Raw genomic sequence first — 26384 nt, 5'->3', positions numbered from 1 at the left:
AATCAAAATTATGAAGACTCCATTAACGACGTTACCGCGTTTTGCTAGCTTGATGTTTAGGGCGGCACTTAAACGAGATAATATTACTCAATTGCCGCCTACGTTCGACGATTTACCCAAGCTGTCCTTGTCTTTTGCTCCGACACATTTATTAGATTCAAGTATCAAGCAGTTTCATGCCGTGACGCGATGGCAATCGGATCATCTCCATCCGTGTTATTTGCACGTGGTGAGTTTTCCAATGCATTTGATGTTAATGCTGCAAAAGGATTTTCCCTTCGCTTTGTTGGGTTTGGTGCACATTAATAATGAAATTACTCAATATCGCCCAGTGCGCGTGAGTGAAGCCTGTGTGTTTCGTTGTTATTTTAAAGAGATGAAGCCCCATGCTAAAGGGATTGTATTTTCAATCGCTACAGATGTGCACGTCAATGGAGAGTTGTGTTGGTCATCCGTCAGCAGCAATTTGTATCGAAGTACTAAATTCAATCCGCTGAATAAAGAAAGTACGCCAGCGAATGAGGCCTCAATTGGGCTTAAATGGGGCGTCCAGAGTCAGCAGATGTGGCAACTGAATTCCGGCTTAGGGCGTGATTATGCGAGAGCGTCAGGAGATTTTAACCCCATTCACTTATCAAAACTAAGCGCCAGGTTGTTTGGTTTTAAACACGCCATCGCTCATGGTATGTGGTCTAAATCTCGTTGTTTATCCGCATTAGAGCAGATAACGCCGGATTTATTCGTTCAGCCATTTAACACTCAGGTTCAATTCATTAAGCCTGCAATGTTGCCAAGTCGTGTCGTATTTTCACAATATGAGGCTGATCACAGTAAAGCTGATGACGTTGGGACTAATAAGGATGTTGGGACTATTGAAGAAGTTAACAAGAAAGGGGTTTCAAATAATACTCTGAAGAGGGCGATGAAGTTTTCTCTTAAGAGCCAAACTACAGGGGCACCCCACCTGACTGGAGAGGTGCAGTCTATCTGACACTATTTGGTGATTTTTCCGGGGACGACCGAAGGACTCGGGTTTTCGAGCAAGCCAGGGTAGTCTAGATTGTAGTGTAAGCCTCGGCTTTCCTTGCGCTGCTGCGCGCACTTAACAATAAGCTCAGCAACGGTGAGCAAGTTGCGCAGTTCTAGTAAATTATTGCTCACTCTGAAGTAAGAATAGTATTCATCGACTTCTTGTTTTAACAGCTCAATTCTATGCTGCGCCCTTGCTAAACGCTTGTCAGTGCGCACTATCCCCACGTAATCCCACATGAAAAGACGTAACTCATGCCAATTATGCTGAATAATAACTTCCTCGTCCGAGTCGCCCACTTGTGACTCATCCCAAGGCTGAATATCCTCATTTGAGTCCCTGTCAGTTAATCGCTTGATTATGTGATCAGCTGCTGAGTGAGCAAACACTATGCACTCCAGTAACGAGTTACTAGCCATACGATTTGCACCATGTAAACCGGTATAAGCTACTTCACCTAAAGCGTACAAGTTATCTAAGTCGGTTTTTGCATTAAAATCAGTTACTACACCGCCACAGCTATAATGTGCTGCTGGAACGACTGGGATAGGTTGTCTGGTGATGTCGATGCCCAAAGCGCGGCATTTACGATAAATGTTCGGGAAATGCTTTTTGATAAAATCAGCGGGTTTATGGCTGATATCTAAGTACATACAATCGGCACCAAGGCGCTTCATTTCGAAATCAATAGCTCGTGCGACTATATCTCGAGGGGCCAAATCAGCACGCTCATCAAATTTTTGCATAAAAGGCGTGCCATCTGCGTGACATAAAAAGGCCCCTTCACCTCGAAGAGCTTCACTGATCAAAAAGTTGCGTGCTTCAGGATGAAATAAACAAGTTGGGTGAAACTGATTAAACTCCATATTGGCAACGCTACAGCCAGCACGCCAAGCCATGGCTATTCCATCACCACTAGAAACGTCTGGGTTGGAAGTATACTGATAAACTTTACTGGCGCCGCCAGTGGCAAGTGCGGTGAATTTGCTGCGGATCACTTCAACATGTTCATGTTTCCGGTTCCACACATAGGCACCTAACAACTGATTTTGCTCATCCTTGCTCTTGATTAGATCAACCGCATTATAACGCTCAAATATATGGATATTCGGATGTTGTTTGACCGCTTCGATTAAAGTGACTTGAACTGCTTCACCGGTCGCATCTGCTGCGTGCAGGATACGCCTGTGGCTGTGCCCACCTTCACGTGTAAGATGGTAGCGCTGTTCACCATCGTTGCTATCGGTCATCTGATCGAACGGCATACCGAAGTCAATTAACCACTGCATACAGGTTTTCGCACGAGAAGCAGTAAAATGAACCGCCTGCTCATCACATAAACCTGCTCCTGCATTGAGCGTATCTTTTACGTGAGATTCGATTGAATCATCTTCATCGAATACAGCGGCGATGCCGCCTTGGGCGTATCGGGTCGACCCTTCCGCTAAACTACTTTTACTTAAAACAATAATTTGGCAATGCTCAGCCAATTTCAATGCTAGGCTAAGTCCGGCAGCGCCGCTGCCTATAATTAGTACGTCACAACGATGTTCAACAGTGGAGTGCATAGGGTAAACTACACCAATAATGCCAATAGAGGGTGGCAATACTAATTAATGTAGTAAAAAATACAATGATATTAAGTTGGATCAACCCTTATTAGCTCACAGTAACAAAACTACATTTCGAATTTATTTCGAAAAAAATTCTTACAAAACGAACTTATTGCAAAAGGCACGGTCAATTATAGTGCTTGCATGAGCCAAAATAATATTTGTAGCAGGAGTATCGGCTCGAATGAGCGAGCAGTTAACAGATCAACAAATAGTTGAAAAAGTGCAACGTGGAGACAAAGACGCATTCGGATTGTTGGTGGTTAAGTACCAACACAAAGTGTCTTACTTGGTATCACGTTATGTGAAGAACTCCGGTGACGTTGCTGACGTAGCACAAGAAGCCTTTATTAAAGCTTATCGTGCATTACCTAATTTTAGGGGCGATAGCGCATTTTACACTTGGTTATACCGTATAGCCGTAAACAGCGCTAAAAATTATTTAGTTTCGCAAGGTAGAAAGCCCCCTGCGAGCGATGTGGATGCAGAAGACGCGGATTTCTATGATGGCAGTGATGCCTTAAAAGAGAATAATTCGCCAGAAAAAAGTTTAATGTCGGACCAAATGGAAAAGTTGTTGTTTGATACGATGGATAAGTTACCCGAAGATTTACGCATGGCCATTAGCCTGCGGGAATTAGAAGGGCTAAGTTACGAAGAGATTGCTAATGTGATGGATTGTCCTGTTGGGACTGTTCGATCACGTATATTCAGAGCTCGTGAAGCACTGGACAAGGTTATTCAACCTTTGCTGCAACGTTAGTAAAGGGTTTAAGAACGGTAACTGTTGTAACAATGTCATGTTGATATGTTGCAGTTACAAGTTAATTTGAGATAGATTTTTATTTCAAGTGACAGTTTATTTAAGCGTATATTCAGGAAGCTTGTTATATGACGCAAAAAATCGAAAATTTGTCTGCTCTAGTCGATGGTGAGTTACACGACGAACAATTACTAGATGCAATAAAAAATGATGCTGAGCTTGCCGATAAATGGCAAAGCTATCACTTAATCCGCGATAGTTTGCGTAAAGAAATGGCATCGCAAATTAATGTTGATATTGCCGCAAATGTAGCCGCTGCACTTGCATTAGAGCCTGCCATTCTTGCACCGAAGAAAACATGGCGTGATCTACCTTTGGTTGGTTCTGTGGTACCCTTTGCTAAACAAGGTGGGCAAATGGCCATTGCAGCATCAGTTGCAGTAGCGATGATAATCGGTGTTCAGCAATACAACCAGACTGATGTAGAGCAACCATTTAATTCTGCTCCTGCATTGTTGGGTATTCAAGGTGGTTTATCACCGGTCAGCTTAGAGCAGACGCGTACTCTACCTAGGGCTGATGCATCAGAGCAGCGCAGAGTCATTAACGCCTACTTGAATGACCATAAGCAGCAATTACGTTTTAAAGCCGCACCGGCCGAAGGCGAATCTGAAGTAGAGCTATATGATACTGAACAGTCAAACAACGTTGAAAGCACCTCACAAAAATAAATCTTTTCAATGCATTAGGCAGGTTACGCTTGCCTGTCTAGTGTCTTTATCTTTTTCTAGCATTGGTCAGTCAGTTGAAGACGACCAAAATACGGTGTCTGTAGACCTTCCAGCGTCATCCCACAGTGAACCTGCTAAAGCTTTTCCGTCTGATAGCGCCCATGGCTGGCTCGAAAAGATGTCTTACGCCCATAGTAACCTGAATTATAGTATTTCATTTGTACTCCTCAAGCCCGGCGTTGACTCTCAACCTTACCTATGGCGTCACGGTGTGAGTGTTAGCGGTGTGAAAATGGAGCAACTGAATTTACTCAATGGCCCGGGTAGAGAAGTCGTGCGAATCGACGATAAAGTAAGTTACTTTGAGCCAAATGTTCCACCATATAGTTTGCAATCAAGGGTTATCAATGGGCCATTTCCCAGTGAGTTTTTTCAACAGCCCGATGAAATTAAAGACAGCTATGATTTTGTTATGGTGGGCCGTAGCAGAGTATCTGGGCGAGCCGCGCAGCAAATTCGCATTGTCAGTAAAGATAAATCTAGATTTGGTATGAATGTCTGGCTTGACCAAGAAACCGGCTTGATGCTCAAAATGAATTTAGTGGATTTAAACGGCCAGTTACTTGAGCAAATACAAGTGACAGCATGTCACGTTACTGAGCAGCCTGATGATTTTTTTGAAAAAATTGAGCCAGCTATGTTGCCAGAGGTATTAAAGTTAAGGCCGCAAACGCACACTAAAGCGATTTGGGATATTGCCTATATGCCTGTCGGCATGGTTGAGGTTAAACGTGATATTCATCGTTTGCCAATCACAGGGCAATCTGTCGAATATGTTATGTTGAGCGATGGCCTAGTAGATGTATCCATATACATGCGTGAAAGCCAAAACGATGGAATAAACCAAGATATATTACTGCGCCACGAATCAGATACCTTACTCACCCTAAATCAAGGCAGGCTGAATGTGACTGTTGTGGGTAAGCTTCCCCCTGAAACGGCTAATCATATTGCCAGTTCCATCCACTTAGCCACAAATTGACATGATTGAAGAAGTTGGCACTGTCATTGACGTCCAAATGCGTCATGAGCATCAATTTATTAAAATCGCTACTCAGATAAAATCTACTTGTGGCAGTTGTCATGCAAAAGACAATTGCGGCACGGGTGTGATTGCTCGAGCGCTAGCCAATAAACGCGACGCGCTATGGTTACCATGCGAAGAACCCGTCGCGATAGGGCAAGATGTTAAACTAGGTATTCCTGAATCTATGCTGCTAAGTGCTTCATTGCTTGTTTATATGCTGCCGCTTCTGGCCATGATTGTCGTGGCGACCACAAGTACTTTATTGCTATCAAGCTACTCAATTGAGGGTGAAGGTTGGGTGATTTTGTCTTCCATGGTCGCTGCCGTTGTCAGTTTCTTAGGCGTGAAACGCTATATCTCAGGCAGCACTAGAACGCAGTTCGAACCCCATCTTTTAGCAGTGTTACCAAGCTTGAAAACCCGAGTAGACTGTATTGATGTAAACATCATTGAGCCTTAAACGCTATTTCGAGCATTAATTATGCATATCAGTTGAGTTCTTTATCGCAAATTGGCTGATAAAATTGTAAAATCCGCGTCTATTTAATTTAATTTGTTCCCCTAATTTCCTTGAGCACATATCTGCTGCTTGCAAAATTACGCTTAGGGCAGGCAAAACGTACTAGGTACATTTCAAAAGTCTATGCAACACAAGCACATACGTAACTTCTCGATCATCGCCCATATTGACCATGGTAAATCCACACTTTCGGATCGTTTAATCCAGCATTGTGGTGGTCTATCCGAACGCGAAATGTCAGCGCAGGTTCTTGACTCAATGGATATTGAGCGCGAACGCGGTATTACGATCAAGGCACAGAGTGTCACGCTCAACTACAAAGCGAGAGATGGTGAAACTTACCAACTTAACTTCATTGATACGCCGGGGCACGTGGATTTCTCCTATGAGGTATCGCGTTCTTTAGCTGCCTGTGAAGGCGCGCTTTTGGTCGTAGATGCAGGTCAAGGAGTTGAAGCGCAAACACTCGCTAACTGTTACACGGCGATTGACTTGAATATGGAAGTGGTACCGATTCTAAATAAAATCGATTTACCTCAAGCGGAACCTGATCGCGTAGCTGAAGAGATTGAAGACATTGTGGGTATTGATGCAATCGATGCCGTACGTTGCTCGGCTAAAACCGGCATTGGTATTGAAGATGTACTTGAAGTGATTGTGCGCCAAATTCCGCCACCAGAAGGTGATATTGACGCCCCACTAAAAGCCCTTATCGTAGATTCGTGGTTCGATAACTACCAAGGTGTAGTGTCGTTGGTACGTATCGTACAGGGCGAGTTACGCAAGAATGACAAGATTAAAATTATGTCGACGGGTGTGGTACATCAAGCTGATAAAGTCGGTATTTTTACGCCTAAAGCCACAGACACTGGCATTTTACGTGCAGGTGAAGTAGGTTTTATCGTCGCGGGTATTAAAGAAATTCACGGTGCACCTGTGGGCGATACTATTACTCTTGCTCGCACACCTGCGGATGTGGCGTTACCAGGTTTCAAAAAAGTGAAGCCTCAGGTTTATGCTGGTCTTTTCCCCATAAGCTCAGATGACTACGAAGATTTTCGGGATGCGCTGGCTAAACTTAGTTTGAATGATGCGTCTTTGTTCTTTGAGCCTGAAAGCTCATCAGCACTAGGTTTTGGTTTCCGCATTGGTTTCCTTGGCATGTTGCACATGGAAATTATTCAAGAGCGCTTAGAGCGCGAGTACGATTTAGATTTGATCACCACTGCGCCAACGGTAGTTTATGAAGTTGTGACCACTGATGGTGAAACTCTGTACGTTGATAATCCCTCAAAGTTACCCCCGGTTAACTCCATTGATGAAATTCACGAACCTATCGTAGAAGCGCATATTCTTGTGCCACAAGAGTATTTAGGTAGCGTTATTACCTTGTGTGTAGATAAGCGTGGTGTACAAACCAGCATGACTTATCATGGCAAGCAAGTCGCGGTGACTTATGAACTGCCTATGGCTGAAGTCGTCATGGACTTTTTCGATAAGCTTAAATCCACTAGCCGTGGTTTTGCATCACTTGATTACAATTTCAAACACTTCCAAACAGCTGAAATGTCTAGACTGGATATTCTTATCAATGGCGAGCGAGTTGATGCGCTCGCGATGATAACCCACAAGGACAATGCTCAATCTCGTGGGCGTGATTTGGTTGAAAAGTTGCGTGAGCTGATCCCGCGTCAAATGTTCGATATCGCTATTCAAGCCGCTATAGGCAACCAGATTGTAGCGCGTAGCACGATTAAGCAATTGCGTAAAAATGTAATCGCTAAATGTTACGGTGGTGATGTGAGTCGTAAGAAGAAGCTTCTTCAGAAACAAAAAGACGGTAAGAAACGTATGAAGTCAGTGGGTAACGTTGAACTTCCTCAAGAAGCGTTCCTTGCTTTACTTAAGGTAGGTAAGTAAATGGCAAATTATTTCTCATTATTCCTAGTGGTACTTACCCTAGCATCTGGCCTCATTTGGCTTGCTGACTCTTTAATGTTCGCACCAAAACGTAAAGAGCGAGCGGTGACAGGGGAAGACGGCTCCAGAGTGACAGGCGACCCAGAAGAGCAAACATTACCTTGGTTGGTGGATACATCTCAACAGATTTTCCCCGTTATAGCGTTTGTATTGGTATTACGTTCGTTTCTATATGAACCGTTCCAAATTCCATCTGGATCGATGATGCCTACCTTGTTAGTGGGTGACTTTATTCTGGTTGAAAAATATGCCTACGGGGTAAAAGACCCTGTCTTCAGAAGTAAATTTTGGGACACAGGTGTGCCAGAGCGCGGGGATGTTGCAGTATTTAAGTACCCAAAAAATCCTAGCCAAGATTACATTAAGCGAGTGATTGGCCTACCAGGTGACACGGTTATTTACCGAAACAAGCAACTATTTGTTAAGCCTGCTTGTAATTCAGGCAAAGACTGCGCCGCTATTGAACCGGTAGAATTAAACTTTGTTGATCGCGGTGAGGCATATCAAAACTTTGTGCCTCTGGAAAAATATCAAGAAAGACTAGGTGAAGTGACCCATAACATCTTCCGTTTACCTAGTAATCTGAATCGCACGCAGGATTATTATCAGCAACCCGGCACGCAAGCCGATGAGTGGATTGTCCCTGAAGGGCAGTACTTCATGATGGGTGATAACCGTGATAACAGCTTAGACGGTCGTTTCTGGGGATTCGTTCCGGATGCAAACCTAGTTGGCAAAGCGGTGGCGATTTGGATCAGTTTTGAGTTCGACCGTGCACCTAGTAGCTGGGTACCAAGCTGGATCCCAACCGACGTACGTTTTAATCGAGTAGGTAGCATTATTTAGATGCAGTTGATTGACCCTTACAAACCTTTATACACCAAACTTGGTTATGAGTTTCAGGACCCAAAGAACCTCACGGTTGCTCTCACTCATAGAAGTGTTGGTGCTAATCATAACGAGCGCCTAGAATTTTTAGGTGATGCCGTACTGGGCCTTGTTATCGCAAAAGCACTTTTTGAGCGTTTCCCTAAACAGCCCGAGGGCAATTTAACGCGAATGCGTTCCAGTTTAGTCAAAGGTGATACTCTGGCAGAAGTTGCCAGAGAGTTTGCCTTAGGCGACCTGCTGTTACTTGGCCCTGGTGAGCTTAAGAGCGGTGGTCATCGCCGAGATTCAATATTGGCCGATGCGGTTGAAGCTATCATAGGTGCTATTTATCAAGAAGTGGGAATGCAGGGCTGCGAACCCTTAATTTTAGCTTGGTTTGCGAAGCGCATCGATGCACTTAATCCAGACGCAACGCCCAAAGATGATAAGACGCGGTTACAGGAATATTTACAAGGTCGACAATTGCCTTTACCCGAATACGAAGTCATTGATATTAGCGGTAAGTCCCATGACCAGACCTTTACGGTGCAGTGCACAGTATCAGGGTTGAGCAAACCTATTATTGGTTGTGGAAAAAGTAGACGTCGCGCTGAACAGCGCACAGCAAAGCAAGCACTCGAGAATTTAAAAAATGTCTGATATCACTTATTGTGGAATGATTGCCATCGTCGGCCGTCCTAATGTAGGTAAATCAACCCTACTCAATGCGCTTCTAGGCCAAAAAGTGAGTATTACCTCACGCAAACCGCAAACCACTCGCCATCGTATTATGGGCATTGACACTCATGAAAATCGCCAAGCCATATATGTAGATACCCCAGGTTTACATATTGAAGAGAAGCGTGCCATTAACCGTTTTATGAACCGTGCAGCATCAAGTTCTATTTCTGACGTTGGTTTGGTGCTATTCGTGGTCGAGGGCACAAAATGGAATGAAGACGATCAAATGGTATTGACCAAAATTATGCAAAGTAACGTGCCTTGCTGGTTAATCGTTAACAAGTCAGACAACGTGAAAGACAAAGAAATATTGCTGCCACATTTAAAGTGGTTAGGTGAACAACACGCCTTTGATAAAATCATGCCTATTTCAGCCAGAAACGGCAAGAACGTGAATGAATTACGCGACATGGTGAATGAAACACTTCCGGAAAGTGAGTTTTATTTCCCTGACGATTACATCACCGACCGCTCTAGCCGTTTTATGGCAGCTGAGATCATCCGTGAGAAATTGATGCGCTTCACAGGTGATGAATTACCTTATTCAATTACTGTCGAAATCGAGCAATTCATGATGGCTGAAAACGGTGTTTATCGTATTAATGGTTTGATATTGGTCGAACGCGATAGTCAAAAAAGTATGGTCATCGGTAAAGGTGGACAGCGCTTAAAAACAATTGGTGCAGAAGCCCGAAAAGACATGGAAAGCCTGTTTGATACCAAGGTCTTTTTAGAACTTTGGGTAAAAGTAAAATCAGGTTGGGCCGATGACGAACGTGCGCTGCGCAGTCTGGGTTACGGGCAAGATAGTTGATCTAAAGTTCACGTAAGCACCTAGATTTGCGTGTTGTAACCAACATTTATTGAATGGCGTTTTTGAGGGAGTAAAGCATGCAACCTTTAAGTCAAATAAGACGGGAATATAGCCAGGGGCATCTCACCGAAGCGTCATTGCTGACAGATCCCTACGCACAGTTTGATAAGTGGATGGCGGACGCAGTAGAGGCTGGCTTACCTGACCCAACAGCCATGACAGTAGCAACGGTCAATAGTCAGGGCCAACCGTCACAACGTATCGTTTTACTGAAAGATGTTATGGACGGTTGCTTTGTCTTTTACACTAATTTGGGTAGTCGCAAAGCACGAGACCTACTCACTAATAGCAAAATTTCTCTGCACTTTCCTTGGCATATTTTAGAGCGCCAAGTGCTAGTCAGAGGAAGCGCTTCGCTATTGCCTCGCCAAGACGTACAACACTATTTCTCGTCTCGCCCATTATCGAGTCAGCTTGCTGCTTGGACATCCAAACAAAGCCAATCGATTGAAAGCCGCGATGCGTTACTTTCTCGCTTTGAAGACACCAAAACGAAGTTCTCTGGTAAGGAAATTCCTGCGCCAGAATTCTGGGGAGGCTTTAAAATCATACCTCAAGAGATTGAGTTCTGGCAGGGAGGGGAGCACAGATTGCACGATCGCTTCTTGTTTAGCAGAGAAAACAGCTCGCATTGGTCAATTCAACGTTTGATGCCATAACGAGTTCAGACTGTGATCGATAGTCACTGTCACTTAGATTTCCCCGCTTTTGATCTCGATCGCGACCAAGTGTTGCTAAAATGTGCTCAGCTCGGGGTCAATTCAATTGTCATTCCAGGCACCCAAGCAAGTATGTGGCCACGGCAAATTTTACTGTGTGAGTCGTACTCGCAGCTTAAGTTCGCGTTAGGTTTGCACCCCTATTTTTTGCACAATTACCGCACTGAGCAATTACAACTGTTGGACCAACAGCTATCCTTGCACCAAGGTAAGGTGGTTGCCGTTGGGGAAATTGGTTTGGATTTCAGTCTGCCCACCGACGAAGTACTGCAGGAGCGAGTGTTTAGTGAACAGCTTGATTTAGCTCACCAACATCGGCTACCTGTCATTGTGCACCATAGGCAATCTCATAATGCTTTAATTAGGCTGCTAAAGAAAAGTACGTTTTGTAATGGCGGTATTATTCATGCTTTTTCGGGGAGCCTTCAAGAAGCGCGGGCGTATATTGACCTAGGCTTTAAGTTAGGCATTGGCGGTACTATTACCTACCCTAGAGCGAAGAAAACACGCGCAGTGATCGCTCAAGTGCCTCTTTCGAGTTTGGTGTTAGAAACCGACGCTCCTGATATGCCTATTAACAGTAAACAAGGTGAACGTAACAGTCCGAGCTATTTACCGCTTATCTTGGATGCGCTTCAAGCCTTGAGGACGGAACCTGAAAACGACGTCAAGCAGGCATGTTGGCAAAATACCCTTAATATCTTGCCCAATATATCAAACTAATGGGTGACTTTTTCAGCGTCACTGGGATGAATATAACGCCGGAAACGCACTTTGTAGAAAATTCGCGTTATTAGCAGGGCTGCTAACGCGGCTAAGATACCCAGTACTTGAGTCTGCTGACGCAACTGGCTTTGATATTCACTGTGCAGGGCCATGACAGTCTGTTCACTTAATAATAAGCGAACATAACCATAAATCTGCTTTTCTACTCGAATATCTTTAACAAATACTAAGGGCGTGTTCTGTTCATTAGATTGGTATTGGGCGACGATAGAACTTTCAACACCTTGCTGTGCCACCTGTTGGCCGTATTGATCATAAACAGCAACCGCGTCTACGTGGGGATCGTTGAGTAATATTTTTAGCACTTGATCAATTCGCGCTTTATCCCTATCAATCAGAGGTTGGGCAATAATTTGGCTACTGATTAACCCTAAGCTATTACCTAATTGAGTACTCTGTTTATTTTGCCAATTCTGTGCATTATCGTTATCCACGAACCACAGGTTCACGAACAGTAATACCATCACGATAACAATGATCAGATTAATGATACGCTTGAATATTGAGTAGCGACTATGAATGTGTAAGTCGGCTGTATGTAGAAGTGATTTTGCCATGCTCATATTGCGAGACAATAAGGGAAGCGCATCACTTTGCCAAGAAATTTCGCGCGTAAAACACAAAATTCGACTCCCTTTGGGGATCATTAACCGTTAAACTTGGTGAAAATTAAAGAATGATCAATTAAGTGCAATTGATCTTTCTTTCTCTTGAATGCAAGCGTTGAAAGAGACCTGAGAAGGCTATATCTTTATCACGCTTTCTTTGGATCATAACTAGGAACACTATGATATCTGTTAAGAATTTGTCGAAATCCTTCGGTCATTTTTCTGCGGTCGAAGATCTCAATTTTGACGTCAAACCTGGAGACATAGTCGGTTTTTTGGGGCCGAACGGTGCTGGCAAATCTACCACTATGAAAATGCTCACGGGTTTCCTGCAGCCGACTCACGGTAGTATTGAGATTTTTGATATGTCTATCGCGCAGCATACGAAAGACATCCAGGAACGAATTGGTTATTTACCAGAAGGTGCGCCAGCCTATGGCGATATGACAACTTATCAGTTTCTAAAATTTATTGCCGAGGTCCGAGGATTTAGAGGTAAGGACAAGGAACAACGCATTCGAAACGTCATCGAAAAAATTGAATTACAAGACGTCGTCAATCGACCTATTGAGAACTTATCAAAGGGCTTTAAACGTCGTGTTGGTCTTGCTCAGGCATTGATTCATGACCCGGACATATTAATCCTCGACGAGCCTACTGACGGTCTCGACCCGAATCAGAAACATCAAGTACGCGAGTTAATCACCCAACTTGCCCAAGACAAAATAGTCATCATTTCCACTCACATTTTAGAAGAAGTCACCGCTGTGTGTAATCGTGTGATGATCATCGCCAAAGGAAAGTTGTTGTTTGATGATACGCCCTTAAGATTGCAGCAGCGGTCGCGTTACTATCAAGCGGTTACGATCCATTTAAGTTATTTAGCTGACATCTCTGGTTTAGCAGAGTTAGAAGGGGTAGCAGAAATGGAAGTTGAGCAAAAAACAGGTCACGTCACGCTTTTTCCTGAACCGGGACAACATATATTGCACGAGGTCACTGCCCATGTTCAGCGTGCGAAATTACCCGTGGATACTTTGTTTATTGAGCAAGGTCGTTTAGACCAAGTCTTTAGAGATTTGACAACGGAGGTTGCTTAGCTGTGGCACATATTTTTATTTTGTTTAAACGGGAATTTGCAGGTTACTTTGCCTCACCTGTCGCCTACGTGTTTATCGGCATTTTCTTAGTGTTATCTTCGGTATTTGCGTTCTTTATCGGCGGTTTTTATGAGCGAGGTCAAGCTGATTTATTGGCCTTCTTCAATTTTCATCCTTGGTTATATCTGTTCTTGGTACCAGCCATCGCTATGCGGAGTTGGGCCGAAGAGCGCAAAAGCGGCAGTATAGAATTATTAATGACCTTGCCCGTGAGCACTTGGCAGGTAACATTAGGTAAATTTTTAGCTGCCTGGAGCGTTTTAGGATTAGCACTAATTTTGACTTTCCCGTTGTGGTTAACGGTTAATTATCTCGGGGAGCCTGATAACGGCATTATCGTCGCGGCATACTTAGGAAGTTGGTTGATGGCGGGCGCTTTTTTGGCTATCGGCATGTGTATGTCGGCCTTATCTAAGAATCAAATTATCGCCTTTATTCTGGCTATTGTGGTGTGTTTTTTGTTCGTCGTAAGTGGCAGTTCTATCGTGTTGGATTCATTTAAAGGATGGGCGCCTTCGTTATTACTCGATACTGTGGCGTCATTTAGCTTTTTGACCCATTTCGAAGCGATGGCAAAAGGCGTGATAGCACTAAATGATTTGGGGTACTTCTTCCTCGTGACGGTAGCTTGGTTGTACGCTGGTTTACTTATTATTGAACAAAAGAAGGCGGATTAACCATGTCTACTCGATTTATTACTTGGTTAAGCATGCTCTTTATCGCAACACTGTTTTGTGCCTTGGTTTTACTAAATAATCAGTTGCTTAGCGTATATCGTGTCGATTTAACTGAGAACAATGTTTACTCTTTGTCGCAAGGTAGTCAGCAAATTTTAACGGAAATTGATGAGCCGTTGAACCTGTACTTTTTCTTTTCCGACAAAGCATCAAAGAATATGACGACCCTGCGTAATTACGCGGTGCGGGTACAAAGTTTACTTGAAGAATACGCTGGGCGCTCCAACGGTAAAATTAAACTGCATATTCTTGACCCCGAACCTTTTTCTGAAAAGGAAGATAGGGCAGATCAGTTTGGACTCACAGGAGCAAACATCGGTACCGCCGGAGAAGCGATTTATTTAGGGTTAGGCGCAACAAATGCGCTAGATGACCAACAAGTGATTGCGTTCTTTGATCCCCAGCAGGAGCGATTTTTAGAGTACGAAATCAGTAAATTGATTTATCAGTTGGTTAATCCTAAGCAAGTCAAAGTGACGTTATTAACTGATTTGCCAGTAGCAGGCGGACAAAATCCGATGACGGGGGAGTTCGAACAACCGTGGACCTTTTACACTCAGTTACAGCAACTCTATGTCGTCGATAAAATCGGCAGCGATGCGACTGAGTTACCTAAAGGTACCGATGTGTTGATTGTCGCTCACCCGAAGAATTTTAGCGACGAGTTATTATACGCCATCGACCAATACACGATGAAAGGCGGGAGAGCCCTGATTTTTGTCGATCCTCATAATGAATCAGATCAAATGAGTATGCTCTTGGGGTCAGGCATGGGTGCGAACAGTTCGAATCTTACTCGTTTGTTTGAGGCATGGGGCGTTAACTATGACGAGCAGCACGTCTTGCTCGATGCTTATGCAGGCTTAGATGTGCGCACCCAAAACGGTGATATTGCTAGGCACTTTGGTTTTGTGGGCTTCAGCGCCAATGAATTGAACGACAAAGATGTCACCACTTCAAATTTAGATTTGATTAATGGTGCGTCTTTTGGGATTTTCAAGAAAGGGGCTAGTTCAGGCCAGCGCTGGGCCAAGCTTATTCATTCAACTAAAAATTCAGATCTGATCGATAGTGCATTATATGCACAGACAAGAGAGCCTTTAGCGTTAAGTCAGGAATATACAAGCAATAACCAAGAGTATGTGCTGGCAACGAGGATCACAGGAAATGCAAAGTCGGCATTCGAGTCACCACCAGAGGGCATTGAAAGCGACGGATCATTATCCAGCACAAAAGACTTAAATGTAATGTTAGTGGGTGATACCGATTTGTTATCAGACAGATTTTGGGTGCAGCAATCTTCATTTTTTGGTCAAACCATTACTACGCCATTTGCCAACAACGGAGATTTCGTCACCAATGCGGTTGAGAATCTTGCAGGCAGTGATGCACTCATTAGTATTCGAAGTCGTGGCACTTTTGCGCGACCTTTTGATAAGGTAGAGCAGCTCAAGTTGGTCGCAGAGCAGAAATTCCGTGAACAAGAGAAAATACTTCAACAACAGTTGGAAGAGGCAGAATTGCAATTAGCGCAATTACAAGAGCAGCAAGGTGAGGGGGGGGCGTTAGTTATCTCTTCGCAACAGCAGAAAGCCATTGACGATTTTATGGCGCAGAAAATTGAAATACGCAAATCCCTTCGAGAAGTGCGTCACCAGTTAGATAAGGATATTGAAACCTTGGGCAACCTTATTAAATTCACCAACATTGTTATTGCTCCTTTAGCATTGGTGCTATTACTGATGGGGGCTAGGCGTTTATCACGTAGTCGCTACAAGACTAAAAATGCTTCGTCCTTTGCCGCCGTTAAGGAGCCATCATGAATCGTTCTTTAATCGTGCTAGGCGTACTTACTGTATTGGCGTGTGGGGCTGGTTACTGGCTTTTGCATCACAAGCTAAGCTCTCAAGATGCAGCAAATGCGGCGCTTCCGTCACTGACTGAAAATGCGGCTTCTGTGGATCGTATCACCCTGACAAACGCCACAGGTGTTTTACTTAATGCTCGGCGAGAGGGGGATCGCTGGCAGACAGAAGTATATGCTGACAATGGTGTGCAAGTGGGGATGTTTCCAGTAGACCGCGAGAAATTGGCTACGTTAGTGAATGCGCTCTCCCAAGCCGAGTTAATCGAACCAAAAACAAGCAAGGCCAGTAATTATCACCATTTAGGCTTACAAGATATTTCAGCAGACGACAGCTTAGCCACCTTAGTTGCGCTCGGCGGCAACGGCAAATCTTGGCAGGTATTAGTAGGCAATCAATCTTCAGTAGGCAATAAAAGTTATATGCGTATACCTAAGCAGTCGCAAGCGTGGTTAAGCGACCGAGCGATAAGCTTACCCATGACTAATAGTGAATGGTTACAGCAGCCTATTTTACCGTTTGATGAAACGGATTTATCCAGTATTTCCCGAGTGGATGGCGATACGTGGCAGATTGTGAGAGCCGGCTCAGATGATTCATTCGTGCTAACCGGTCGAGGGCAAAATCAAGCGCTTAAGTACGCTGGGGTATTAGATGCCGTCGCTCTTAATCTTGCCGGCCTGCACTTCGAGCAGCTTTTGCCTCAAACAACACTTCAGTGGGAAACGTTAACTCCAATGCTAACGTTAGATGTGAACACGGCTTATGGACATGCGTTTCAAGTTGAAGTTGCACAGACGCAAGAAAACGCATATTTACGCATTGCCAATGCTACTCCAACTGATTACTGGGCTGATTGGATTTATCAAATACCGAAATTTAATGCGGAACAATTGAATAAAAGCCTAGATGACTTCTTACTTGAGCAAGCGCAAGAAGAAGCGCAAGAGCCAATTCGTTCATACCCGATAGATGAAGGGGAATCGCCTAAATAGGTGATTACTTTAGCGCAATGCCCAGAAATTTAGCCGGCTAGTCTTTTGGTTGTGTTGCGCTCAATTGTTGCATTACCCGTTGCCAGTAAGCCGAGCCTAGTTGACGTGCTTTGGCGATATTTCGTGTTGGGATGTTTTCAGGATCGGGGAAGGTTTTTAACACTCGCTCAAGACTTCTCTCTCGCAGCACATGCAAAATAGGGTAGGGAGCTCGATTCGTATAGTGGGACAAATCCTCTAGAGGCTCGCCCTCAAAACAATAATCTGGATGAAAGCTCGCAAGCTGAAACTGCCCTGCATATCCCCCTTTGTCGATGAGCGCTTGACTCATTTCAACCAATGTTAGGTAATCATCAAAGGATTTGAAACCTGAGCTGAAAATAATCAAGCTGGTCTCAATGGTATTATTTTTTTCCAGTATTTGAAGCTCAGCGAGAAATTGATCAGTGGCATCTGCTAATGAATAGGCGTCGCTTACAGTATATTCAATGCTATTGCGCTCAAATTCACGTTTCGCGAAAGGGCAAAAGTTATGGCCAATTATGATGTCACTCAACCAAGTGCGAATGGATTGAATGACATCAGTGGGGGGCGCAGAAATATTCACGTGACGCAGGTATGCCTTAGTTTGAGTGGTACTTAACGTAAGCTTCTAACGTATTTTCGATTAGGCTCGCGACTGTCATCGGGCCAACGCCACCAGGTACCGGTGTTATCCAGCCCGCTCGTTGCTCCGCGGTCATGTAATCCACATCACCGATGAGTGTGCCATCTGTTTGACGATTGATACCTACATCGATCACAATTGCGCCTGGTTTAATCCATTCACCTGGTATGAACGCAGAAATCCCCACGGCCACCACCACCAAGTCAGCTCGCTCAACATGAGACTGTAAATCTTTAGTGAATTTGTGGCAGCTAGTGACCGTGCAGCCCGCAAGTAATAATTCCATGAACATCGGCCTTCCAACAATATTTGATGCACCCACAATAACTGCATCTAGGCCTTTTATTGGGCGTTTAGTCGATTCGATGAGGGTCATTATTCCCTTAGGAGTACAAGGGCGTAATGCTGGTATACGCTGAGCCAAGCGACCAATGTTGTAAGGGTGGAAACCGTCTACATCTTTATGCGGTAATATCCGTTCAAGCACTTGTTCTTTGTCCAAACCTGCGGGTAAAGGTAGCTGAACTAATATGCCGTCAATTTCTTCATCTGCATTTAAAGTATCGATAAGTTCGAGCAGTTTCTGTTGTGACGTCGTTGAAGGTAAGTCATAGGATTTAGAAACGAAGCCTACCTCTTCACAAGCTCTACGCTTATTAGTCACATAAACATGAGATGCCGCGTCACTACCCACCAAAACTACAGCTAAGCCGGGGGGGCGTTTGCCCGAAGAAATAATAGATTCAACATGAGATTTTACGTGCTGACGCACCTGTTGAGCGATTAATTTACCATCAATTTTTTGAGCAGGCATAGTATAAAGTAACTGAAAGACTAGGGGGCTGTATTGTCACATACTGTGCCAGTTTCAACAATCGCACTGGTGCTAATTTGTAAATAGTATCGAATCTTCTTGCCCCTTTCCGGCATCTAAACAAAGATATGCGTCTATCTGATTTGTTATCTTTATAAAGGTGTGTGGTTTGGAACTCTCTCCAGTAGAAATTTTTGGTTATTGTGCGTCAGCGGTAATTGCTTATTCTTTAACGCGCAGTTCGATTGTTCGACTGCGTTGGTTCAATTTAGCGGGCGCATCGTCATTTTGCTTATACGGTATTATTATCCAAGCGTACCCAGTGGCAATATTAAATGGCTTTATTACCCTGACGAATTTGTTTTTTCTACGAAGACTACTGTTTGATGTTGAGCGTCAATTTTCAGTCCTTGCTGTGAGTCGCCCATCAAACTACGTGGATTTCTTTCTGGATTACCACAAACAAGAAATCAAACACCTGTTTCCGCGCTTTATGAAAGTCTCAGCGGACCCACGTCGCGCGTATTTTTTTCTTACTGAGCGAACCGAGGTCGTAGGTATGTTGTCAGGCTTTAGCGAAGAAAATGGTCGTTTTGTGGTAGATTTCGATTTTGTGATCCCCGCTTATCGTGATTGTCACCTTGGTGAATACGTTATTGGCAAGGGGCAACAACTTGCGAAACAGTTCGAATTTAAAGAAATAGTGGCACTCGCTGACAGTTATGAACATGAAAATTACTTAAACCGCATTGGGTTTAGTCCAAAAAAGAACGGTAGGTGGACGTTTGATGGCGAAAAATAAAGTTGTTTTATGATTGTCAGCACGGAATTTGGCAAAATGAATGATTAGTCTGTATCACTCGCTACGAAAGAATTTACGGCTTATCAGTGCGATTAATGCTCATTTTGTTTGAATCGCAGCCATATTGCTAAAAAAAACAGCAGTCAGTAAATTTCTTTTAAAAAAGTGTTTGACGGCAGAAATACATCTGTTTACTATGCGCTCCCCGTTGAGAGACAGAGAATAACTCTTCGGGTTGTTAAGTCGGTGAGTAGCGCAGCTTGGTAGCGCACTTGGTTTGGGTCCAAGGGGTCGCAGGTTCGAATCCTGTCTCACCGACCACTTTCTCTAAAATTGTAACAGATTCGTAGAGCGCCCGTAGCTCAGCTGGATAGAGCACCCGCCTTCTAAGCGGGTGGTCGCAGGTTCGAATCCTGCCGGGCGCACCACGCGAACCTGGCAACAATGTTAGCTTTGGTGGGCGTAGCTCAGTTGGTAGAGCCCCGGATTGTGATTCCGGTTGTCGTGGGTTCGAGCCCCATCGTCCACCCCACTTGCGGAAGTGGTGAAATTGGTATACACGCTGGATTTAGGTTCCAGTGCCTTAGGGCGTGAGAGTTCAAGTCTCTCCTTCCGCACCATATTTTTTGTTTGATTCTTCGTTACAACTCGTTTTACTCCCTTTTATATATTTTAGTCTTGACTACATATCCTCGTTATTTTTTTTTGAGTTAAACTATTTCGCATTTCGGCTCGACTTAAAGTAGCTGTATCGCTATACTGCTGCGTCTTTTTTATCCGGATAGGCGAGAAGATAAATAGGTCAACTCGCGATTGCATGGGTGGATTAAGTTTACCTTGGTCGTATCCCACCGATAAAAAAACCCATCAAAAATTTTATAAATGCGCAGACGAGCGCAAAGTTGAGGTAGAAGAATGCAAGTTTCCGTTGAGACGACTCAAGGTTTAGAACGCCGTCTTACCATCACTGTTCCTGCAGAATCAATCGATTCACAGGTTAAGTCTCGCTTACAACAGTTAGCTAAGACCCAACGTATTAATGGTTTTCGCCCAGGTAAAGTACCAGTAAGCGTTATTAAAAAACGTTATGGTCAAGCCGTACGTCAAGAGATTGCTGGCGAAGCTATGCAGCGCAACTTCTATGAAGCAATTGTTCAAGAAAAAATTACGCCAGCAGGTATGCCTAACTTCGAAATGAAGACAGACGTTGACGGACAAGACTTAGAGTTTGTTGCTGCGTTTGAAGTTTATCCTGAAGTGGAAGTCAAAGACGTTGATAAAATCGAAGTAGAGAAGCCAGTAGTAGAAATTACTGATGCGGACCTTGAAACGATGATGGAAACGTTGCGTAAACAGCATGCTACTTGGAAAGAAGTAAAGCGTAAGTCTAAGAAAGATGACCGTGTAACGGTAGATTTCGTTGGTACTATCGACGGTGAAGAGTTTGAAGGCGGTAAGGCTGAAAACTTCGAACTTGAAATGGGCAAAGATCGCATGATCCCTGGCTTTGAAACACCAATCGTTGGCGCTAAAGCTGGCGAAGAAGTTGTGGCTGACGTGACCTTCCCTGAAGATTACCATGCAGAAGCACTTAAAGGTAAAGAAGCACAGTTTAAAATTACCGTTAACAAAGTAGAGGGTCTGAGCCTTCCTAAAGTTGACGAAGAGTTTGCTAAATTGTTTGGTGTAGATGACGGCGACGTTGAAGCACTAAATGCTGAAGTACGTAAAAACATGCAGCGTGAACTTGAGCAAACGTTGAAAGCTAACGTGAAAGAGCAAGTTATCGAAGGTTTGTTAGCAAACAACGAAATCGACTTGCCTAAAGCATTGGTTGATCAAGAAATTAACGCCCTACGTGAGCAAGCTAAGCAGCGCTTCAGCCAGCAACAAGGTGGTAATGTTGATAATCTTCCTGAACTTCCAGCTGACTTGTTCCAAGAAAATGCACGTAAGCGTGTTTCAATTGGCTTGTTGCTTGGCGAAATCATCAAAACTGAAGAGTTGAAAGTAGATTCTGCTAAGGTTGATGCATTGATCGAAACAGCTGCTTCAGCGTATGAAGATCCTCAAGAAGTGATCGAGTATTACAAAACTAATGACGAATTAATGCAGCAAATGCAAAATGTCGCGTTAGAAGAGCAAGCTGTTGAAGTACTTCTTAACAAAGCAAAAGTGAAAGAAGTAAACAAAGCTTTTGATGAGATCATGAACAAACAGGCGTAAATTGCCCTTTGTTAATTGACTTATCTAGTCTGCAACTGCTTAAATGCTCGGTAAATACCGAGCATTTTTATTTGTGAAGAAATATATATGATGAATACACCGTTTGATCCTACAAATGCATTAGTACCTATGGTGGTTGAACAAACTGCTAAAGGCGAGCGCTCTTATGATATTTATTCACGCTTGCTAAAAGAGAACGTCATTTTCATGGTTGGCCAAGTCGAAGACCATATGGCTAACCTTATCGTCGCACAGATGTTATTTTTAGAAGCTGAAAATCCAGAAAAGGATATTTTCCTTTACATTAATTCTCCTGGCGGCTCAGTGACAGCCGGCATGGCGATCTACGATACCATGAACTTTATAAAACCTGACGTCAGCACAGTGTGCATCGGTCAGGCGGCTAGTATGGGCGCATTTTTGTTGTCTGGTGGTGCGAAAGGTAAGCGTTATTGTCTACCGAATGCCCGTGTCATGATCCATCAGCCGCTAGGCGGATTCCAAGGTCAGGCGTCTGATTTTGAAATTCATGCCAAAGAAATCCTGTCAATTAAAGAGAAAATGAACCGCTTGATGGCGGCTCACACGGGTCAAGACTACGATAAAGTAGCTCGTGATACCGACAGAGATAATTTCTTAAGCGCGCAGGAATCTGTGGATTACGGTTTAGTGGATCAAGTACTCGCTAACCGACCGGATGCTAGCAATAGCGACGCTAAGAAGTAATTAGTTATTGTTGATTTTGTTTAGTGCACCCATTTGCAAGGAACGAGCAATGAAGCGCACTAGGTCAACCAAATAAAGAAGAGATAATAGATGAGTGATAAGCAAAGCGGAGATGGCGATAACAAGCTACTTTATTGTTCTTTTTGTGGGAAAAGCCAGCATGAAGTGAGAAAGCTCATCGCTGGCCCGTCAGTTTTTGTATGCGATGAATGCGTTGAATTATGTAATGACATTATTCGCGAAGAGATAAAAGAAATCGCTCCGAAGCAAAAGCAAGACGAGCTTCCTACTCCAAAAGAGATCCACAGTCATCTGGATGATTATGTCATCGGTCAAGAACACGCCAAAAAGGTGCTTTCCGTCGCTGTGTATAACCACTATAAACGATTACGTAATGGTGACGTGCATGACGGTGTTGAACTAGGTAAAAGTAATATTTTGCTAATGGGCCCAACTGGTAGTGGTAAAACCTTGCTCGCTGAAACGCTAGCTCGTTTATTAGATGTTCCATTTACGATGGCCGATGCGACTACTCTGACCGAAGCGGGATATGTGGGTGAAGATGTAGAGAATATCATTCAGAAGTTATTGCAAAAATGCGACTACGATGTTGAAAAGGCGCAGCGCGGGATCGTTTATATCGATGAAATCGACAAGATCTCTCGTAAGTCAGACAATCCATCGATTACACGAGACGTATCCGGTGAGGGTGTGCAGCAGGCTTTGCTTAAGCTGATTGAAGGCACTATTGCGTCCGTTCCTCCGCAGGGTGGGCGTAAACATCCTCAACAAGAGTTTTTGCAAGTCGATACCTCTAAAATTCTGTTTATCTGTGGTGGGGCGTTTGCTGGGCTTGATAAAGTCATTGAACAACGTGCGCATACAGGCACTGGCATTGGTTTTGGCACAGCAATTAAAGACAGCAGCAATAAGTCGAAAGAAGGCGAGTTGTTGAAAAAGGTTGAGCCAGAGGATTTGGTCAAATACGGTCTTATTCCTGAGTTTATTGGGCGTTTGCCTGTTCTGACCAGCCTTGAAGAGTTGAGTGAAGAAGCGCTTATCCAAATCTTACGTGAGCCGAAAAACTCTCTGACGAAGCAATACGCGGCTTTATTCTCTTTAGAAGATACAGAGTTAGAGTTTAGAGAAGATGCTTTGCAAGCGATAGCTAAGAAAGCAATGTCACGTAAAACAGGTGCTCGAGGTCTGCGTTCAATTGTTGAGGCAGTGTTACTCGATACAATGTACGAGTTGCCTTCTATGTCGAACGTAAGCAAAGTTGTGGTAGACGAAACCGTCATTCGCGGGGAATCAAAGCCTATCTTAATTTACGATAGTGCGCCGGATAAAAAATCCATTTCGGAATAACCAATGCGTTATAAATAGTAAAGGCTCCTATGGGAGCCTTTTCATTTTCTAATATCAGATTAATCTCTAATCTTACCCCTCATCTTCACGGATACACTTTTTTCGCTTCACTTTTTATGCTCTATTAGTGGTATAGAATGAACAGCTGATGAGGTTAGTTTCAGTTTTTCGTTTGAACTTTTTGTGCTAAGCCCCATATACAATTTCATTGCGAAGATTTTCCTTTTTATTACACGAGACAATATATGACCAAAGAGAATGTTGATTACACAGAAATGCCGGTCTTGGCATTACGTGATGTGGTGGTTTATCCGCATATGGTTATTCCCTTATTTGTCGGTCGGGAGAAGTCGATACGTTGCTTAGAAGCCGCGATGGATAAAGACAAACAAATATTTTTAGTAGCCCAAAAAGACGCCAGTACCGATGAGCCACAGCCTGATGATATTTTTACTGTCGGCACCATAGCGACCATTTTGCAGCTATTAAAATTACCAGACGGCACGGTGAAAGTGTTGGTCGAAGGTAATCAGCGTGCTGAAATTGCTGAATTTGTCAGCACTGATGATTTTTTTATCGCAAATATTTCGAATAAAGAAGATCTTGAAGTCGAAGAAAATGAGCAAGAAGTCATTATTCGCTCAGCGATTTCTCAGTTTGAAGGTTACGTAAAACTTAATAAGAAGATCCCACCGGAAGTGCTGACTTCGTTAAGTGGTATTGAGCAAGCTGCTCGTTTAGCTGACACCATGGCAGCGCATATGCCCCTCAAATTAGCTGAAAAACAAAAAGTATTAGAAATGGATCAAGTCAACGATCGTCTTGAATACTTGATGGCATTAATGGAAAGCGAAATAGATTTGCTTCAGGTCGAAAAGAAAATTCGCACCCGCGTTAAGAAACAGATGGAGAAGAGTCAGCGCGAGTACTATTTGAATGAGCAAATGAAAGCCATTCAAAAAGAACTCGGTGAACTAGACGAAGCGCCTGATGAATTTGAAGCGCTAAGCAAAAAAATCGATGATGCTAAGATGCCAGAAGAAGCTAAGAAAAAAGCAACAACGGAACTTAGCAAATTAAAAATGATGTCACCCATGTCTGCTGAAGCGACCGTTGTACGCAGCTACATCGATTGGCTAACAAATGTACCTTGGACTAAACGCAGTGCAGTGAAGAAAGATTTAGCTGCCGCTGATAAGTTGCTCGATACGGAGCACTACGGGCTTGAAAAGGTCAAAGAACGTATTATCGAGTATCTAGCGGTGCAACAACGTGTTAGAAAACTTAAAGGGCCAATATTATGTTTAGTGGGCCCTCCAGGGGTGGGTAAAACCTCACTTGGGCAATCTATTGCCAAGGCCACTGGGCGTAAATATGTGCGCATGGCGTTAGGTGGTGTCCGCGACGAAGCAGAAATACGCGGCCACAGACGGACTTACATCGGTTCTATGCCAGGTAAGCTGATCCAAAAAATGGCAAAAGTGGGGGTGAAAAACCCACTGTTTTTGCTTGATGAAATCGACAAAATGTCTTCTGACATGCGCGGAGACCCATCTTCAGCGTTATTAGAAGTGCTCGATCCTGAGCAAAACAGTACGTTTAGCGATCACTACTTAGAAGTTGATTACGATTTGTCTGACGTGATGTTTGTTGCTACGTCGAACAGTATGGACATTCCTGGTCCGCTGTTGGACAGAATGGAAGTTATTCGTTTATCTGGCTACACAGAAGATGAAAAACTCAACATCGCCACACGCCACTTACTTGATAAACAAATCAGTCGTAATGGTTTGAAAAGTAAAGAGTTAGTGATTGAGGAATCCGCGATCATTGGTATGATCCGTCACTATACGCGTGAAGCGGGTGTACGTAGTTTAGAGCGTGAAATCTCTAAAGTGTGCCGCAAAGCGGTAAAAAATATTTTGCTAAACAAAGATATTAAATCCGTCACTGTATCTCAAGACAATCTGTCTGATTATCTTGGTGTACAGCGCTTTGATTACGGAAAGGCAGAAAACAATAATCAGATTGGCCAAGTAACAGGGTTAGCTTGGACTCAAGTCGGTGGGGAGCTGTTAACGATTGAGGCGACATCAGTCGTGGGCAAAGGCAAGATGACCTCAACCGGCTCCTTGGGTGATGTCATGCAAGAGTCGATACAAACGGCGATGACAGTAGTGCGTAGCCGAGCTGAAAAGCTCCGTATCAACAGTGACTTTCATGAGAAGCGTGACATTCACGTGCATGTACCTGAAGGGGCAACGCCGAAAGATGGACCAAGTGCCGGTATTGGCATGTGCACAGCATTGATTTCTGCGCTTACGGGCAATCCTGTGCGCTGTGATGTTGCCATGACAGGTGAGATTACGTTACGGGGTGAAGTGCTTGCAATTGGTGGTTTAAAAGAGAAATTGCTGGCTGCACACAGGGGCGGAATAAAAACAGTTATCATTCCAAAAGAGAACGAACGCGATTTACAAGAGATCCCAGATAATGTAAAACAAGACCTGTCAATCCATCCTGTGCGCTGGATTGACGACGTTTTAGAGCTGGCATTACAAGAAAATCCCGAGCGTTTTAGCCTTGAAAAGCCAAGCAAGGGTAAAAAATAGCCACTTACGGCGAATTTTTTTGTTTTTTTTGGAAAATAGGGCTTCACAGAGCAATAAGTTGTGGTAGCCTTTATCCCAGTTTCGCTTTAG

General features: G+C 43.8%; 24 protein-coding genes and 4 tRNA genes. 24 read left to right on the top strand and 4 right to left on the bottom strand.

Going from position 1 to position 26384, the window contains the following annotated elements; genetic code table 11:
• The first annotated feature begins 10 nt into the window (after positions 1–10).
• Entirely contained in the window at positions 11–991 is a 981-nt protein-coding gene (locus GMES_RS12865; protein ID WP_006993141.1) for a MaoC family dehydratase, read from the top strand.
• A 2-nt stretch (positions 992–993) separates the two neighbouring features.
• Here GMES_RS12865 and nadB read toward each other — a convergent pair whose 3' ends face one another.
• Entirely contained in the window at positions 994–2598 is a 1605-nt protein-coding gene (gene nadB / locus GMES_RS12860) for an L-aspartate oxidase (protein WP_006993140.1), read from the bottom strand.
• Between the two features lie 229 nt (positions 2599–2827).
• On the opposite strand from nadB, the gene rpoE reads away from it, so the two are divergent.
• The 10 genes from rpoE (at position 2828) to GMES_RS12810 (ending at position 11651) form a co-directional block, all read left to right on the top strand.
• Complete coding sequence (gene rpoE / locus GMES_RS12855) at positions 2828–3406, top strand: RNA polymerase sigma factor RpoE (RefSeq protein WP_006993139.1); 579 nt, start codon at positions 2828–2830, stop codon at positions 3404–3406.
• A 128-nt stretch (positions 3407–3534) separates the two neighbouring features.
• Entirely contained in the window at positions 3535–4137 is a 603-nt protein-coding gene (locus GMES_RS12850; protein WP_006993138.1) for a sigma-E factor negative regulatory protein, read from the top strand.
• Between the two features lie 40 nt (positions 4138–4177).
• Positions 4178–5179 (top strand): MucB/RseB family sigma factor regulatory protein, encoded by a 1002-nt coding sequence (locus GMES_RS12845; protein ID WP_083879611.1) that lies wholly within the window; start codon positions 4178–4180, stop codon positions 5177–5179.
• 1 nt (position 5180) lies between these two features.
• Positions 5181–5684 (top strand): SoxR reducing system RseC family protein, encoded by a 504-nt coding sequence (locus tag GMES_RS12840; RefSeq protein WP_006993136.1) that lies wholly within the window; start codon positions 5181–5183, stop codon positions 5682–5684.
• Between the two features lie 183 nt (positions 5685–5867).
• Positions 5868–7664, top strand: coding sequence for a translation elongation factor 4 (gene lepA / locus GMES_RS12835; RefSeq protein ID WP_006993134.1), 1797 nt, complete (start codon positions 5868–5870; stop codon positions 7662–7664).
• Complete coding sequence (gene lepB, locus GMES_RS12830) at positions 7665–8570, top strand: signal peptidase I (protein WP_006993133.1); 906 nt, start codon at positions 7665–7667, stop codon at positions 8568–8570.
• Entirely contained in the window at positions 8571–9254 is a 684-nt protein-coding gene (rnc, locus tag GMES_RS12825; RefSeq protein ID WP_006993132.1) for a ribonuclease III, read from the top strand.
• Positions 9247–10149 carry a GTPase Era gene (gene era / locus GMES_RS12820; protein ID WP_006993131.1) on the top strand — a complete coding sequence of 301 codons (903 nt, stop codon included), beginning with the start codon at positions 9247–9249 and terminating at the stop codon, positions 10147–10149. The genes rnc and era overlap by 8 nt, the downstream gene beginning before the upstream one ends.
• 77 nt (positions 10150–10226) lie before the next feature.
• Entirely contained in the window at positions 10227–10868 is a 642-nt protein-coding gene (pdxH, locus tag GMES_RS12815; RefSeq protein WP_006993130.1) for a pyridoxamine 5'-phosphate oxidase, read from the top strand.
• A gap of 12 nt (positions 10869–10880) precedes the next feature.
• The gene (locus GMES_RS12810) at positions 10881–11651 is read left to right on the top strand and encodes a TatD family hydrolase (protein WP_006993129.1); all 771 of its coding nucleotides are present in this window, start codon (positions 10881–10883) and stop codon (positions 11649–11651) included.
• On the opposite strand, the gene GMES_RS12805 is transcribed toward GMES_RS12810, so the two are convergent.
• Complete coding sequence (locus GMES_RS12805; RefSeq protein ID WP_006993128.1) at positions 11648–12337, bottom strand: AhpA/YtjB family protein; 690 nt, start codon at positions 12335–12337, stop codon at positions 11648–11650. The two genes, GMES_RS12810 and GMES_RS12805, sit on opposite strands and share 4 nt — an antisense overlap.
• 164 nt (positions 12338–12501) lie before the next feature.
• Here GMES_RS12805 and GMES_RS12800 point away from each other — a divergent pair, with 164 nt between their 5' ends.
• The 4 genes from GMES_RS12800 to GMES_RS12785 are packed head-to-tail and all read left to right on the top strand — an operon-like array spanning position 12502 to position 17079.
• Positions 12502–13422 carry an ABC transporter ATP-binding protein gene (locus GMES_RS12800; protein WP_006993127.1) on the top strand — a complete coding sequence of 307 codons (921 nt, stop codon included), beginning with the start codon at positions 12502–12504 and terminating at the stop codon, positions 13420–13422.
• Positions 13423–13424: 2 nt separating this feature from the next.
• Positions 13425–14159: an ABC transporter permease gene (locus GMES_RS12795; RefSeq protein WP_006993126.1), complete on the top strand. Its 735-nt coding sequence runs from the start codon at positions 13425–13427 to the stop codon at positions 14157–14159.
• A gap of 2 nt (positions 14160–14161) precedes the next feature.
• Positions 14162–16042, top strand: coding sequence for a GldG family protein (locus GMES_RS12790; RefSeq protein ID WP_006993125.1), 1881 nt, complete (start codon positions 14162–14164; stop codon positions 16040–16042).
• The gene (locus GMES_RS12785) at positions 16039–17079 is read left to right on the top strand and encodes a DUF4340 domain-containing protein (RefSeq protein ID WP_006993124.1); all 1041 of its coding nucleotides are present in this window, start codon (positions 16039–16041) and stop codon (positions 17077–17079) included. The genes GMES_RS12790 and GMES_RS12785 overlap by 4 nt, the downstream gene beginning before the upstream one ends.
• 37 nt (positions 17080–17116) lie before the next feature.
• On the opposite strand, the gene GMES_RS12780 is transcribed toward GMES_RS12785, so the two are convergent.
• Positions 17117–17686, bottom strand: a complete 570-nt coding sequence (locus GMES_RS12780; protein ID WP_006993123.1) for a DUF1415 domain-containing protein — start codon at positions 17684–17686, stop codon at positions 17117–17119.
• Positions 17687–17702: 16 nt separating this feature from the next.
• Positions 17703–18560, bottom strand: coding sequence for a bifunctional methylenetetrahydrofolate dehydrogenase/methenyltetrahydrofolate cyclohydrolase FolD (gene folD, locus GMES_RS12775; RefSeq protein ID WP_006993122.1), 858 nt, complete (start codon positions 18558–18560; stop codon positions 17703–17705).
• Between the two features lie 169 nt (positions 18561–18729).
• Between folD and GMES_RS12770 the strand changes: the two genes are divergently transcribed.
• The 9 genes from GMES_RS12770 (at position 18730) to lon (ending at position 26294) form a co-directional block, all read left to right on the top strand.
• Positions 18730–19362 carry a hypothetical protein gene (locus tag GMES_RS12770; RefSeq protein WP_006993121.1) on the top strand — a complete coding sequence of 211 codons (633 nt, stop codon included), beginning with the start codon at positions 18730–18732 and terminating at the stop codon, positions 19360–19362.
• Between the two features lie 244 nt (positions 19363–19606).
• Positions 19607–19683: transfer RNA gene (locus GMES_RS12765), tRNA-Pro, on the top strand.
• A 30-nt stretch (positions 19684–19713) separates the two neighbouring features.
• Positions 19714–19790, top strand: a tRNA-Arg gene (locus GMES_RS12760).
• A 28-nt stretch (positions 19791–19818) separates the two neighbouring features.
• Positions 19819–19894 (top strand) — tRNA-His (locus tag GMES_RS12755).
• A 3-nt stretch (positions 19895–19897) separates the two neighbouring features.
• Positions 19898–19982: transfer RNA gene (locus tag GMES_RS12750), tRNA-Leu, on the top strand.
• Positions 19983–20277: 295 nt separating this feature from the next.
• Entirely contained in the window at positions 20278–21588 is a 1311-nt protein-coding gene (tig, locus tag GMES_RS12745) for a trigger factor (RefSeq protein WP_006993120.1), read from the top strand.
• Between the two features lie 87 nt (positions 21589–21675).
• Positions 21676–22314, top strand: coding sequence for an ATP-dependent Clp endopeptidase proteolytic subunit ClpP (clpP, locus tag GMES_RS12740; protein WP_006993119.1), 639 nt, complete (start codon positions 21676–21678; stop codon positions 22312–22314).
• A 90-nt stretch (positions 22315–22404) separates the two neighbouring features.
• Positions 22405–23682, top strand: coding sequence for an ATP-dependent protease ATP-binding subunit ClpX (gene clpX / locus GMES_RS12735; RefSeq protein WP_006993118.1), 1278 nt, complete (start codon positions 22405–22407; stop codon positions 23680–23682).
• 245 nt (positions 23683–23927) lie between these two features.
• Positions 23928–26294: an endopeptidase La gene (gene lon, locus GMES_RS12730; RefSeq protein ID WP_006993117.1), complete on the top strand. Its 2367-nt coding sequence runs from the start codon at positions 23928–23930 to the stop codon at positions 26292–26294.
• Positions 26295–26384: the final 90 nt, after the last annotated feature.

Source organism: Paraglaciecola mesophila KMM 241, from assembly GCF_000315015.1.
Lineage (GTDB): Bacteria > Pseudomonadota > Gammaproteobacteria > Enterobacterales > Alteromonadaceae > Paraglaciecola > Paraglaciecola mesophila.
This window is presented reverse-complemented; position numbering and strand designations above follow the sequence as displayed.